This window comes from Longimonas sp., assembly GCF_046498435.1.
Taxonomy (GTDB): Bacteria; Bacteroidota; Rhodothermia; order Rhodothermales; family Salinibacteraceae; genus Longimonas.
Map to the genome: position 1 here is coordinate 1 of NZ_JAWOAR010000097.1, position 13985 is coordinate 13985.

At 57.3% G+C, this 13985-nt stretch carries 9 protein-coding genes; 8 read left to right on the plus strand and 1 reads right to left on the minus strand.

Going from position 1 to position 13985, the window contains the following annotated elements:
* The 4 genes from R6U20_RS04030 to R6U20_RS04045 all read left to right on the plus strand — a co-directional run.
* The coding region (locus R6U20_RS04030) for a FlgD immunoglobulin-like domain containing protein (protein ID WP_410336584.1) at window positions 1-656 on the plus strand (656 nt) is incomplete at its 5' end.
* 144 nt (window positions 657-800) lie between these two features.
* The gene (locus tag R6U20_RS04035) at window positions 801-1145 is read left to right on the plus strand and encodes a HesB/IscA family protein (protein WP_410336585.1); all 345 of its coding nucleotides are present in this window, start codon (window positions 801-803) and stop codon (window positions 1143-1145) included.
* Window positions 1146-1612: 467 nt separating this feature from the next.
* Entirely contained in the window at window positions 1613-4276 is a 2664-nt protein-coding gene (locus tag R6U20_RS04040) for an ATP-dependent Clp protease ATP-binding subunit (protein WP_410336586.1), read from the plus strand.
* Window positions 4277-4516: 240 nt separating this feature from the next.
* Window positions 4517-5323 carry an undecaprenyl-diphosphate phosphatase gene (locus R6U20_RS04045; protein WP_410336587.1) on the plus strand — a complete coding sequence of 269 codons (807 nt, stop codon included), beginning with the start codon at window positions 4517-4519 and terminating at the stop codon, window positions 5321-5323.
* Window positions 5324-5419: 96 nt separating this feature from the next.
* Here R6U20_RS04045 and R6U20_RS04050 read toward each other — a convergent pair whose 3' ends face one another.
* Window positions 5420-7738, minus strand: a complete 2319-nt coding sequence (locus R6U20_RS04050) for a DPP IV N-terminal domain-containing protein (RefSeq protein ID WP_410336588.1) — start codon at window positions 7736-7738, stop codon at window positions 5420-5422.
* Window positions 7739-8041: 303 nt separating this feature from the next.
* On the opposite strand from R6U20_RS04050, the gene R6U20_RS04055 reads away from it, so the two are divergent.
* The 4 genes from R6U20_RS04055 to R6U20_RS04070 all read left to right on the plus strand — a co-directional run bounded on the left by R6U20_RS04055 (window position 8042) and on the right by R6U20_RS04070 (window position 13637).
* Complete coding sequence (locus R6U20_RS04055; protein ID WP_410336589.1) at window positions 8042-8755, plus strand: glycogen/starch synthase; 714 nt, start codon at window positions 8042-8044, stop codon at window positions 8753-8755.
* Window positions 8756-9479: 724 nt separating this feature from the next.
* Window positions 9480-10703, plus strand: a complete 1224-nt coding sequence (locus R6U20_RS04060) for a hypothetical protein (protein WP_410336590.1) — start codon at window positions 9480-9482, stop codon at window positions 10701-10703.
* Window positions 10704-10806: 103 nt separating this feature from the next.
* Window positions 10807-12132, plus strand: coding sequence for a hypothetical protein (locus R6U20_RS04065; protein ID WP_410336591.1), 1326 nt, complete (start codon window positions 10807-10809; stop codon window positions 12130-12132).
* 143 nt (window positions 12133-12275) lie between these two features.
* On the plus strand, window positions 12276-13637 hold the full coding sequence (locus R6U20_RS04070; RefSeq protein WP_410336592.1) for a tetratricopeptide repeat protein: 1362 nt from the start codon (window positions 12276-12278) through the stop codon (window positions 13635-13637).
* Window positions 13638-13985 lie beyond the last annotated feature (348 nt).

Genomic DNA, 13985 nt, shown 5'->3' on the forward strand with positions numbered 1-13985 from the left:
CCGATGACAGCACCGCCGCCACGCTTAATGAAGCATTCCCCACACAAGACCTCGCAGTTCCAGATGGCCCCGCCGTGATTGCGGTGCCGCGTTCGCGTCTTGGGCTGCGCGTGCAAGCAGATCGCTTGCGCTTGCACCGTGCCGATGGCGAGCCGGTGGCCACCGTTGATTACGATCCCGACTGGCACGCACCAGGCGTGCAAGACACGCGTGGACTATCGCTGGAGCGCATCAGCCTAACGGCTCCAGCAGCCAACGCCCGAAACTGGACCAGCAGTGTACATCCCGAAGGAGGCACGCCGGGCTTCCCGAACAGCGTGGGCCCGCCTCCAGCAGAAGCTCCTGTTGCGCGTGTGGCCGCCGACCCATCTCCATTTGCGCCCGAGGTAGATCAGGCCACGCGTATCCAATACACACTTTCGTTTCCTCCTGACTGGGTGCAGGTGCGCATCTTCGACGCACAGGGCCGTCCAGTGCGCACAGTCGAGGAAACGGTGCTCTCTGGACCTGAAGGAGAGGTGCTGTGGAACGGGCGCAACGACCAGGGACGTGTGGTGCGTATGGGGATTTACGTGGTGCTGTTCGAGGCTCAAAACTGGACGGAAGGGACCACAGCTACCCATCAAACGACTGTAGTCGTGGCGCGTCCGCTTTAATGAGACATCTCAGCAGAATGGGCATATTGTAACAGAAAGGACGAATTTCGTACACATCGGCCCCATGGAACTGTACTTTTTGAGGGCTCGTTCGATGTTGTTGCACTACACACCATTGGTTACTCAGCATACATACTTGGACTTATGGCTACGCAAACCCAGTCTCCGATTGCGATGAGCAACACGGCGGCCAGCGAGATTCGCAAGATCATGCGTACGAAGAAAATCCCTGACGGCTATGGCCTGCGCGTTGGCGTGAAGGGCGGCGGTTGCTCGGGCATGAGCTACGTGCTGGGCTTCGACAAAAAACGCGACAAAGACCAGGAGTTTGACATTGACGGGATCCCGGTCTTCATGGACAAGCGCCACGGGCTCTACCTGATGGGGACGACCATCGACTACCACGACGGGCTCGATGCGCGCGGATTTACCTTCGACAATCCGAATGCCACCGAAACCTGTGGGTGTGGGTCAAGCTTTGCATCGTAACTGGCTCTTGCCCACCTAAAGCCGCGCTGGCTTCCTGCGATTGAAGTATCGCAAAGCTGAAAAGTCTGACCTGCACGCAAGGTGCAGAGGAACAGTGCACCGGAGGGTTGGTACCGCACACCGATTCATGGGGGCGGCTTCATGGGAGTGACTAGCCTCCGGAGCCGCCTGTAAAACCAGCGCCGCTGCACATCGGGCTGTTACCTGTAACGACTTCCTACAGGGGGCGCACCCGTCAAGGCTTTACACGGGGTGTATCTTCTTGATACGCCCACCCATCGTGGTCTTGTCATCACAGTTTGCGTCATCACAGTTTGCTATGAGGGGTTGTCCTGATGGTCAGCCATTATGGTCTGTCGTTTGGCATCATTTTGGCGTGGCTGTCTTGGTGACGCAGCCCCCACTTAGCTTCCTCTTCACAAGTTTCAGTGTCGTCCCGACACATCCTCACGGTTTCTACAGTCTGTATGGAAGGGAATTTCTCAAACAGGGTCCGCGACGTGATCTCCTACAGCCGGGAGGAGGCGATTCGCCTGGGCCATGACTACATCGGCACCGAACATCTACTGCTCGGTATCATCCGTGAGGGAGAAGGAATCGCCATCAAGATCCTTCGCAATCTGGGGTGTGACCTCCTGAAGCTTAAGAAGTCAGTTGAGGAGACCGTGCGTAGTCAGGGCAATGCGCTGTCGGTGGGCAATATCCCGCTTACAAAGCAAGCCGAAAAGGTGCTCAAAATCACCTACCTCGAAGCAAAGCTTTACAAAAGCGATGTGATTGGCACTGAACACTTGCTGCTAAGCCTACTTCGTGACAATGAAAACATCGCCGCTCAGATTCTTCAACAAGGGTTTTCTGTGACTTACGACGCTGTGCGCAACGAACTGGATTCGATCATCAGTGGCAAAGCCTCGTCGTCGACCACCGGAAGTGGTGGCGGCTCGGGGGGTGGACTATCTTCTGGATACGGAAAAGAAGGAGGCAAAATGGAAAAGAGCAAAACCCCGGTATTAGACAACTTCGGTCGCGACCTCACGGAACTGGCCGAAGAGAACGAGCTCGACCCCATCATCGGGCGCCAAAAGGAAATCGAGCGGGTCGCTCAAGTCCTTAGCCGCCGCAAAAAGAACAACCCTGTTCTCATTGGGGAGCCGGGTGTCGGAAAGACGGCCATTGCCGAAGGCTTGGCGATGCGCATTGTGGAGCGCAAGGTAAGCCGCGTGCTCTACGACAAGCGCATCGTGACGCTCGACCTGGCTTCGCTTGTGGCGGGCACCAAGTATCGCGGCCAGTTTGAGGAGCGGATGAAGGCCGTAATGAAGGAGCTGGAGAAAAATCCCGAAGTCGTGCTCTTCATTGATGAGATCCACACCATTGTTGGTGCAGGGGGCGCTTCGGGGAGCCTCGACGCTTCCAACATGATCAAGCCCGCACTGGCCCGGGGCGACTTGCAGTGCATCGGCGCCACTACGCTCGATGAGTACCGCCAGAACATCGAGAAAGACGGTGCGCTCGACCGTCGCTTCCAGAAGATCTTGGTCGATCCCTCCACGCCTGAGGAGACGATCAACATCTTGAAAAACATCAAGAAGTACTACGAAGAGCATCATAACGTCCGGTACTCAACCGAGGCCATCAAGCTGGCGGTGCAACTAAGCGATCGCTACATCACTGAGCGCTTCCTGCCCGACAAGGCCATTGATGTGGTTGACGAAGCCGGAGCGCGCGTGCATCTCTCGAACATTGAGGTGCCCCAAGAAATCCTCGACCTGGAAGAGGAGATCGAAGAGGTGCGTGAAGAGAAAAATCAGGTCGTGAAAAGCCAGCGCTTTGAGGAAGCCGCCCGCTTGCGCGACAGCGAGAAGAAGCTGCAAGAGAAGCTTGAAGAAGCGAAGCGTGAGTGGGAGAAAGAATCCGAAACGCAGATCCACGACGTAACCACCCAGAACATTGCTGAGGTCGTTGCGATGATGACGGGCATTCCCGTCGATAAGATCTCCGAGCCCGAGCAGCGCAAGCTCCTCGAAATGGAGGACGCACTCAAAGAACGCGTGGTTGGCCAAGACGAGGCCATCAAGAAGCTCTCGAAAGCCATCCGCCGCACGCGTGCCGGACTCAAGGATCCCGAGAAACCGATTGGTTCGTTCATCTTCTTGGGTCCCACTGGTGTTGGTAAGACCGAGTTGGCCAAGGTGCTCACGGAGTACCTCTTCGACTCCCAAGACTCGCTCATCCGCATCGACATGAGTGAGTACATGGAGAAGTTTGCTGTCAGCCGACTCGTGGGGGCCCCTCCCGGCTATGTGGGCTACGAAGAGGGCGGCCAGCTCACCGAAAAGGTGCGACGCAAGCCGTACTCGGTGATCCTGCTCGATGAGATCGAGAAGGCCCACCCCGATGTCTTCAATATCCTGCTTCAGGTGCTTGACGATGGCGTACTCACCGATGGACTCGGGCGGCGCGTCGATTTTCGCAACACCATCATCATTATGACCTCGAATATCGGGGCGAACGACATCAAGAGTCTGGGACAGGGCATCGGCTTCTCCCAGGGGTCTGGGGAGACGATGAACTACCAGACAATGAAGAGCACGGTCGAGGATGCGCTCAAGAACGTGTTCAACCCTGAGTTCTTGAACCGCATTGACGATGTGATTGTCTTTCACGCCCTGGAGCGCGAAGACATCTTTGAGATCATCGACATTATGTCGGACGATCTGTTCAACCGGGCTCAAGAGCTTGGCCTCACCATCGAGATTGACCAGAGCGCGAAGTCGTTCCTTACGGACAAGGGCTTCGATCCGAAGTATGGCGCACGTCCCTTGCGCCGCGCCATCCAGAAGTACGTCGAAGACCCGATGGCCGAGGACATCTTGCACGACCGCATCACGCCGGGTGACACGGTAACTCTCATGCACCACGAGGACGACGACGAGCTCTCCTTCGATATCGAAGAGGGCGAGGCGCCGGCCGGTAGCGGTAACGAAGAGACGTTCGATGACATATCGGGACTCGTTGATGGCGGCAGTGGGTCGGTGAACTCGGGAACCAGTCCTTCATCAGGACCGAGTGCACCTCCGTCCTCTGACAAACCCGCCCCTGGTGGTGCTCAACGCGCTACGGAAGAGTAATCGATGCTGTGTAGGCGAGTAGGCTGCACGCGACACATATTGCAACACGCAACGGCTCTGCCTCTGTGCAGAGCCGTTGGTTTGTGGGGGGCAAGCGTTTGGCGTGCACCATGCTTGAGGCACAGTCACCAGGATGTTCAGGAAAACAAATGGATGCTTCACCCGCTGTCCTTTTGCTTCTCGAGCGGCGGCTTGTAGGTTACACGAGTCGTTCTTTTTTCTCGACTTGCTTGATACCGCATGAACTGGTGGGAAGCTGCATTGCTGGGGCTCGTTCAGGGCCTGACCGAATTTTTGCCCGTGTCGTCGTCGGGGCACCTTGTGCTGGGTCAACATGTGCTGGGGATTGAAGAAGCGGGCATCACGTTCGAGGTGTTTGTACACTTTGGCACGGTGCTTAGCATCCTGACCGTATACGGGCGCGATGTGCTCGACCTTTTGCAAGAGGCTGGCAGCGCCCTGGCTGCTCCTGCCGGAATCCCCGAGCGCTACGCCGAAAACGATACGTTTCGCCTGGGTGTGTTCATCCTCATCACACTCGTTCCCACGGGCGTGGTCTACGTGCTCTTCAAAGAACCGCTGGAAGCCGCCTTTGGCGATCCGCGACTGGCTTCGGGGATGCTTTTTGTAACTGGCATCCTGCTGCTGCTCACTCTTCTGCGCCCCAACCCAAAAGGCCGCCTCTCGCCCCTCAAGGCCTTTGTTGTCGGCATCGCACAGTCCGCCGCCATGATTCCCGGCATCTCGCGCTCCGGGTCCACGATCTGCGTGGCGCTCTACCAGAACGTAAAACCCGAACAGGCGGCCAACTTCTCGTTTCTGATGCTCCTCCCGGTTGTGCTGGGGGCTACACTTCTCAAGGGACTCGAACTGGTCGAGCAGGGAGCCACCGTCTCGTGGTTACCGCTGCTCCTGGGTACGCTCATTGCCTACGTATCGGGCGTGATTGCCATTAAGCTGATGATCGACTTCGTGAAGCGCGGCAACCTGCAATATTTCGCATACTACTGTTTCCTGATTGGCGGACTCGGGCTCTGGCTCCTGTAGCACATACCGCCTTCTGCATCCTGCAACACAACCCCCCCAGCATACCTTGTGTACACTGGGGGGTATCTTTTGGGATACGATGGGTATGCGCTTCGGTTAGCGTTCGATGTCGTACTCCGTAGGCGGCGTCTCGTCCAGCAAGTGCTCCACGAAGTAGTCCCACGTGCGACGCAGCACATACGGTTCGTTCGCGTAGCCGTGGTCGCGGTTTGGCATCACGAGGAGGTCGAAGTCCTTGTTGTGCTCGATAAGCGCATCAATGACTAACTGCGTCATATTCGGATGCACATTGTCATCGACCGTACCATAGGAAAGCATCAACTCCCCCTCAAGCCCTTCCACACGAAGCTGGTTTGCCTGATTCGTGTAGGTGTCGCCCTCTTCGGTATCCTGCAAGAGGCCCTGGTACTTCTCGCCCCAGTAGTACGTGTAGCTGCGGTTGTCGTGATTGCCCGCGCCCGATACGCCGACGTGAAAGAAATCGGGATGGTCAAAGAGCGCCGCTGCGGTGGCAAATCCGCCGCCGCTGTGGCCGTAGATACCCACGCGGTCGAGATCAATCCAGTCGTGGCGCTCAGCCAGCTGCTCCATCACCGCACGCTGGTCGGGGAGGCCGTTGTCGGCCATGTCGCCGTACCAGGCGGTGTGAAAGTCCTTAGACCGAAGCGGCGTGCCCATTGCATCCACCTGAACGACAACGAAGCCCAACTCAGCCAGCGCATGCGCCTGCCCACGGCGGCTGGTGGAGAAGCTGCGCGTGCCCATGCTTCCGGTTTGCGGACCCGGATAGATCGAGTTGATGATCGGATACGACTGCTCCGGGTCGAAATTGGACGGCTTGTACAGGTAACCGTGTAGTTCCGTCTCGCCATCGCGTGCCAGCGCGGTGAAGTGCTCCGGTGCTTGCCACGCCGTGCTATCGGTAAGCGTGCTGATGTCGGCCTCCTCAATCGGAAGCACCACCTCGCCGTCGGCGTTGCGCACGACGGACTGCGGCGGCGTGTCGTGCGTCGAGTAGGTATCGACGACGTAGTTGCCGCTCGGGGAAATATCGAGCGTATGATTGGCAGATTCGGGCGAGATCAGTTCGATGTCGGAGCCGTCCAGGTTAGCGCGGTAGAGATGCGTGTGATACACATCGCGGTCGGCTTCGCGTCCAGCAGCGGAGAACAGAAGCGTCTCGTTCTCGGCATCAACGTCGAGGACATCCATCACATTCCAGTCGCCCTCGGTAATCTGCGTAATCTCTTCGCCAGTGTTCAGGTCGTGCAGGTAGAGGTGGCCCCAGCCATCTTTCTTGGTGAACCAGATGAACTGCTCTTGGTCATGCAGCACGCGCCAGTTGGGCACGCCACGCGACTGCAGGTTCGACTCAAAGAACGGTGCATCGCTTTCGCTGTGTACGGTGCGCACCTCACCGGTAGTGGGATCAGCCAGACGCAGAGTCGCGGTATTGTAATCACGCGAGGTGGATACAACGGCCAGGGTTTCGCCATCGGCGCTCCACTCCACATCTGCCAACTCCTGATTGCGCGAGAGGCCACAGCAGCTGGAGGTGCGCTGATGGTCGGGCTCCATGTCGAGGAAGGTGACGTCTGCATTCTCGACATCGATCACGACGCGCTCGAGCATAGGCACCTCATCGTCGGGGTCGCCGGGCAGGGCATAGGGCCATGTGTCGAGCTCGGGACGACCTTCGGTGGCGCGAATCAGCGGCATGAGGTTCGTATCGCGCTCGTCGAGGCGGTACGTAGCAATCTGCTCGCTGTCGGGCGACCACTTTAGGATTGGCATGTCGGAGCGGCGCCAGCCCTGCGAATCAGTTGCGTAGCCGTAGTGCTCTTCGCCGTCGGTGGTGAGCTGCACGTCTTGCCCAGTCTCCAGGTTGCGCATCCACAGGTTATGATCTTTGATGTAAGCTGCACGCTCCCCATCGGGCGCCTCGATGGCTGTGGGCAGGTCGGCTTTGGGATCGTCGCCGGTAATTTCGCAGGAGTAGACCTCAATATCGCACACCCACTGCTCTTCATCGTGCGCAAACGTAATCGCCGTCTGGTCGTCGGCATAGGTAAAGGAGGAGAACGGCAGGTCGTAGGGCGCAACAGAGGCCTCGTCGTCGTCCTCTTGCAGCACTGTTTCGATGGCTGCGGCAAGCTGGTCGTGGTCGAAGGCCGAGGCGCGTGTTTCCTGCGACGGATTGACGCGAATAAATTCGTGCCCCTCTTCCATCTGAACGCGATACCAGAACTGGTTATCGTCTATCCACTGCGGGGATACGGAGGCACGGAGTACGTTGTCTTGCAAGTTCCAGCTAAGCAGCGACTCAGCCCGTTCGTAGGCAGCGGGCAGATCCGAAGTGTCTTGGGCACGAGCGGGGGACGCCAGCACGAGCAGCGCCAGGAGCAGCGTCGGCATCGCACCCCAGCGCGTTATGCAACGAAAAGGAGGAGCAGTTAGCATAAACAGAGAGTCATTGGTGGGTAAGACAGTTTGGATAAGGGAATGTACGAAATGGCGCATCCATATCCCAGATATCCCTCTGCGGGGCTTACGCCTTCACATCATCCGTGCAGAGCAGAGCACGACCGGTGCAGGTTGTTACTGCACACAGGTTGCAATTGGTGGGCTTTTTGGATACACTGTAATGTCATGTATCAACATCCGTGGCAGTCTCTTTTGTCTCCGCTGGCCTCTTTTTAAAAGCAGTCTTGTTTCCCTATGGCACAGCCACCTCGCACTCTGTACATTGCCGGCGAAATGGAGCCGTTCACCAATGCCACAGCGCTTGCTACGTTGGTTCGCTCGCTGGCTGAACATACGCAGGACGCAGGGGGACACGACGTGCGCGTCTTCATGCCGAAGTTTGGCTCAATCAGCGATCGGCGCAACAAGCTGCACGAGGTGATTCGACTTTCGGGGACGAAGGTGCCGATCAACGACACGACCGATGCCTGCACGGTCAAAGTAGCCTCGGTGCCCGATACGCGCATTCAGGTCTACTTCATGGAGCACGAGGCTCACATTCCGGATGCCCCTGATACAGAGGCCTTTCCCGATAGCCATGCCTTGTTCTTTAACCGTGCAATTCTCGAAACGCTGGTATCGCTACGGTGGATTCCGGACGTTGTACATGGGTTTGGGTGGCAGAGCGCCCTCTTCCCGGTCTTGCTACAACAAGAGTACGCTGATCATGAACAGATGACGCATCAGCCGCTCTTTGTCTTTACCCCAGATACTTCGGCCGCTACACGCAAACTGCCAGCCCGTTTTGCGCTGGAGGCCCCCGACTACCAAGGGGTCGGCACCGCGCAGGCTTCTGGGCTGGCCCTGCTCCAAGAAAACGGGACACACGATCATGCTGTGCACCTGACTCCCGATGGCGCCCCCGAACAGGTGCTGAGCCTGTACGATCAGATCCGCGTAACGGCCTAAGGGCGGGTTAGGCGAAATGCTACGCTCCAGACCTCGATACGAGGATAACAGGATGTGAGATCGGTGCGGATCCTCCGTATCGTCATCCTGATAGAGACAACAACCAGGAGACAACAACCAGGAGACAACAACTGGGAGAACAACTGGGAGACCTATCGGGAGAACAGAGATTCCAACGACTCGTCTTGTCCGGTACGTAGTGCTCTATCACAGGTGATGCATAAGGTAACGCATGGACTCCCATTTTATAGTCATCCCGGACCATCCCGACCGCCGTCGGGAGCTGATCCAGGATCTTTTGTGGACTTCCATGACAATCATTCGCGTGAGCTACCCAACCATTGATGTGTGACACACCAGTAGGCGCAAAGGAGCTGTTGGTAGATGAATCGGGAGCATGCTTTTCCTCTTCACCCGTTCTCAACTTCACACACCAACGAAGCATGCGAAGTTGGTATGATCTATCGTGTAGAAGCGCCTCGAAGAGGGCAATGAGGACTATGATAAAGCCGGCGCGTGTCCCAAATCTTTAAAATGAGTAGTATCTGACGCCCGTCGTGCATGCAGGACTTCATTTAGAGAACCCAAGCGGTGGTCTACCGTTTGGGGGTCTCGGTTGATTACATCCCAATGTTGTAACCAACTAATAACGTCGGTTCGTCACGTGTCTCACAATCGCGCTCTGCCCAGCGCTCCTTTGTTGCGTATACCCACCCGCTTGGTTTTGTACGCTGCCTGCCTCGGCAGTCTCGTGGTCTTTCTAACCGCCTGTGACGATGACCCCACCGGGGTCGGGTCGGGCGTAGGTGATGACCCGCTCGAAGGTGGCGATCCCGTCACCGTTAACCTACCGCCCACCACGCTCGATATAGAGCGGCGCCCTGCCGTTACCGGAGGCGTAGGCTCTGCTCTTCCCGAGCGCTTCTTTACCGGGCGTGTTGATGACCCCCTGGTAGGAGCCACCGAGGCGAACGGCTTCCTCAATGTCTTCCAGCCCGCGAATCTGCCGAGTTCTGTGCTCGAAGACGATCTGACCGATGTGTCGCTGCGACTTGCACCGGTTTCTGTTTATGGTGACACGACGCAGGCTGTGAGGCTTGCGCTCTATGACATGCCCGCCCCCTGGGAGGCCGAAGGGGCCGAGTCGGATACGACTCTCTCTTCAGGCGATCAGATCATGACGTTCGAACTCGACCCGACCGAGGAAGAAACACTCGTTTCGCTTCCCTCGGAATGGGTTGAAGACAACCAGGATGTCCTGCGTGATACGACCGACGAGGGCGATGCATTCATCGACTCGTTTCCGGGCTTCCGGCTGGGCTATGCTGAAGACAATGCCAGCGGGAATGCTGCCGTCGGGTTTAACCGCAACGACACAAGCTTGCGTGTCGCTACGCGTACAGACACTACTAACTTCAACGGTCGCGTTAGTCTGACAACCATTGACCGCGAGCCGCCTGAAGGGCTGCCGGAAGACCGCGGGCTTGTGCAAGGCGGACTGGCCAATGCCTTCACGTTTACCTACGATTTTGATACCGCTCCGCTCGATACGCTGCGCGATGTGCCGGTGAACCGCGCCGAGCTTGTGCTTCCGGTGGATACCACCCTATGGGACTCGGCGACCCCCGATGGGTTTGAGCGCCCAACCCCCTCCGGCTACCAGCTTACCGGCATATCAACCGACGGCGAACAGACCGTCACACTCGCCGACGAAATAACAGTGTCCGACGGCGCACTGCGCATCACTGGAAATGCGCCCCTTCAGATCTTTGAAGAAGGCTTCTTGCGCGAGTCGGCCTTTAGCGAGTTTGTGCTCACGCCGAGTGCGACCAGCGATGGAGCGGGCAACGAAGTAAGCTTAGACGTTGCGCTGTTTCATCGTCTTCCGCTCGACTCCGACGATGTCGATGAAGGTCCCCGTGCTACCGTTACCGTTACTCCGTTTTAGCATCTGTCTGAACGAGTGCATGGCGGTTCGGCCCGGGCTTGCCGCGTTCCGCAACCCGGTCGGAGGCCTTTCTGCTTGCTTTTGATTTCCACGAACGTGTTTTATGATGCATTTTGTGCGCGTCCTGCTGATCGCTCTGCTGCTTACTCTCGGGAGCCTGCTTCCCGCCTGGGGACAGTCGGCAGGCGATGGGTCTATCTACTCCCGTTTTGGTGTTGGCGAACTGCAGTCGTTTTCTTCCTCTCAAGCCCAGGCATTGGGAGGGGGAGGAGTGGCGCTACGCTCGCTCAATTACACAAACTTTAGCAACCCTGCTCTCTGGAGCGACCAGGTGCTTACGCGCGCCGAGATTGGAGCTCGGTTTCAAACCATTGAATCAACCAGCGGACAGGGAGGCGACAGTCGCCTTACCGCGGGCACGTTTGACGGGGTGCAGTTCAGCGTTCCACTGCTTCGCCAGAAACTGGGCGTGGCCTTTGGGTTTGTGCCTGTGTCGCGCTCTAACTTTCGGTCGGAAGTACAGCGTACTACCAGTAGCAGTCCTTTTGAAGGCGAGGAGCTGGACTACCAGGTCGAGTTTCTGGGACGCGGAGGGCTTCAGAAGATTACAGGAGGAGCAGGGTACCGCTTCAACGATGCGCTAAGCGTTGGGGGGAGTCTCGACTACATCTTCGGCACGCTCGAATCACAGCGCCGCACGTCATTTCCCACAGGTAACCTGCAAGAAGCAGTCGCAACAGAGGGCGTCCGCCTTACAGCGCTTACAGCGACTATCGGCTCGCATCTTACTCTCAGCGATCAACTGCGCGATGACGATAACCTCATGATTGGGGCTGCCTTTACGCTTCCAACCACACTCTCTGGCGAACGCACCCGCACTATTGGGGAAAGCCTGGATCGTGATACGTTGTCTACGGGCGTGACTGACGGAGATTTTGACATGCCGTGGTCTGCTTCGGTCGGGGTCGCCTACGTACCCAGCGAAGCGCTCACGCTTACCGTAAACGGGAGCTACGCCCCTTGGGGAGAAGCCGAAAGCAGCCTCACAACCGGTGGAGAAACCTCCTTCGTTTTTCCCGCTGGGGGGCCCGAAACGCTGACAGACCGCTGGACTATGTCGTCGGGCGTTGAATGGCGTCCGGCAGGCGACGACTCCTTCCAGGGCTTTCTGGCACGAACCGGCTACCGCCTGGGAGTCTCGTACGAGCAGCTCTACGTCTCTCCTGATAAGAGCACAACGCTAAATGCGGTGGAAGCACGTTTGGGCATTAGTCTGCCCACATCTATTTCTGGCACGCGGATTGATCTTATGGGCAATGTGGGACGCCAAGGCACAACGAGCCAAGGATTGGTGCAAGATACCTACTATGGCGTATCCGCCCGTGTGAGCATCGGAGAACGGTGGTTTCAGCAGCGTCGGCTTCGTTAAGCCTGGCCTGCACACGGTCGCCCCCTTATCCAAGACACTTGTGCCTTGAGTCGGGGACCCACACCGATACTTCGCTGGGCTTCATGCCTTCTGCGTAGTGTTCAATATTCTGTTATGCCCTGTCCACTAACAAAGACACTCACATGCACGCACTGACCTGCTTCCAGCGTTCATCCCGGCCCCTCTTTGGGGTATCTCTCATACTCGCGCTCCTTCTGGCTCTGGCTCCAACAACTGTCCTCGGCCAAACTGCCGATGAGGAAGAGGGACCCAGCGACATGGACATCCGGCGCACGTACAGCCTGTATACCGAAGACTACAACAACGAAGATTGGGATAGTGCGGCTCCTAATCTCCGCTGGATGTTGGAGTACGCCCCGACCGAACCCTTCAACGATGACCGCAACTACCGCCGAGCCATTGACCTGTACACAGGGCTGGCCGAAGAAACTGAATCTGAGGAAGACCGCATAGCATACCTCGACTCGGCGGCAGTAATGCTTTCTACCGTGCCCAATACGCTTGAAGAGCAGGAGGTAGAACACAACCCGTACCGGTGGGAGATGCGCCGTGGACGCTTCTTGCAAGAGTACGGAAACGAACTGGAGGGATCGTATGATAACCTGGAAAACGCACCTAAACACTACGAGCGTGCCTTCGAGATTGACCCAGAGCGGCTGCAAACGTACTACGTCAATGAAATCATTAAGGAGTACGTAGATCGGGGCGATCAGGAGAAGGCAGTTGCCTTCATGGGGCGTGTAGAAGAATTGCGGGAGGACGACGAAGAGGTCATGGAAATCGTAAACCGCGAGCGCGACCGCATCTTTGATCGCAATCCGGGCGCCTTCATCAGCTATCTCGAAGGCGTTGTCGAAGAGGAGCCCGAAAACACCGAAGCGGTGTCGCAACTCTTTTCAGCCTACATGGAGCAGCGCAATTACAGCGCGGCGAATGACCTTGCCGACGAAGTACTTGAAATGGATCCGCCTGCCGAGATTTATCTCGACATTGCCCAGCTCTATCTTGAGGATGGAGATCCTCAGGACGCCTTCGACACCTTCGAACGAGCAGAAGAAAAAGATGCTTCTGTGCTCACAGCTGAGGACTATCACAGCATGGGGGAGGCACAGGCCGATTTGGGGCAGCTGTCTAAAGCACGCACCTACTATCGCCGCGCGCTCGAAGAAGACGACACCTTCGCCGAAGCGCACGTGTCCATTGGCGATCTTTATGTAGAAGCGGTGTCAGAATGCTCGGGCGAAGAACTTGGGCGTACCGATAGCGCGGTATACTGGCTTGCTGTCGATCATTACGAAAAAGCGCAGGGTGAGAACGAAAGCGTAACCAATTCGGCGCGTAGCAAAGCCCAGACGTACCGCCAGTACTTCCCCAGTACCGAGGATATCTTCTACCGCGACGACTGGAGCGAAGGAGAAAGCATCGAGATCGATTCGGGATGCTATTCGTGGATTAACGAATCCACCACGGTGCGGGCCCGGTAACGGCATCCCCCCCACAGGCTGCTCGCGCATCCTGCAACCATCTCCGAGGCCGATGGCAACACGCCATCGGCCTTTTTCTGTGTCGTTGACACTCCCCCGGCTAAAGCCGAGAGATTCTACCATTCAACGAGCGGTGCCCATGACACATTCTCACAGGTCTTAGTCACAGGTCTTACCCGGCTCTGCAGGTGCGTTCTCCAACGTTCAGGGCCTACCTGCTCGGAACGGTTCGGGGCTGACCGGCCCTACCGGCAAACATACAGCCGCTTGGTTATCGCTGACTGTACTTGCGGTGACTTGCCAACTTCGATTGTGACTTGATCTTGTGGTTCGCGAGAAGGGTCCGTG

Bases quoted from the DNA above. Each gene is read 5' to 3' on its own strand.
- R6U20_RS04035 (WP_410336585.1), top strand. From the start codon at position 801: ATGGCTACGCAAACCCAGTCTCCGATTGCGATGAGCAACACGGCGGCC.
- R6U20_RS04040 (WP_410336586.1), top strand. From the start codon at position 1,613: ATGGAAGGGAATTTCTCAAACAGGGTCCGCGACGTGATCTCCTACAGC.
- R6U20_RS04045 (WP_410336587.1), top strand. From the start codon at position 4,517: ATGAACTGGTGGGAAGCTGCATTGCTGGGGCTCGTTCAGGGCCTGACC.
- R6U20_RS04050 (WP_410336588.1), bottom strand. From the start codon at position 7,738: ATGCCGACGCTGCTCCTGGCGCTGCTCGTGCTGGCGTCCCCCGCTCGT.
- R6U20_RS04055 (WP_410336589.1), top strand. From the start codon at position 8,042: ATGGCACAGCCACCTCGCACTCTGTACATTGCCGGCGAAATGGAGCCG.
- R6U20_RS04065 (WP_410336591.1), top strand. From the start codon at position 10,807: ATGATGCATTTTGTGCGCGTCCTGCTGATCGCTCTGCTGCTTACTCTC.
- R6U20_RS04070 (WP_410336592.1), top strand. From the start codon at position 12,276: ATGCACGCACTGACCTGCTTCCAGCGTTCATCCCGGCCCCTCTTTGGG.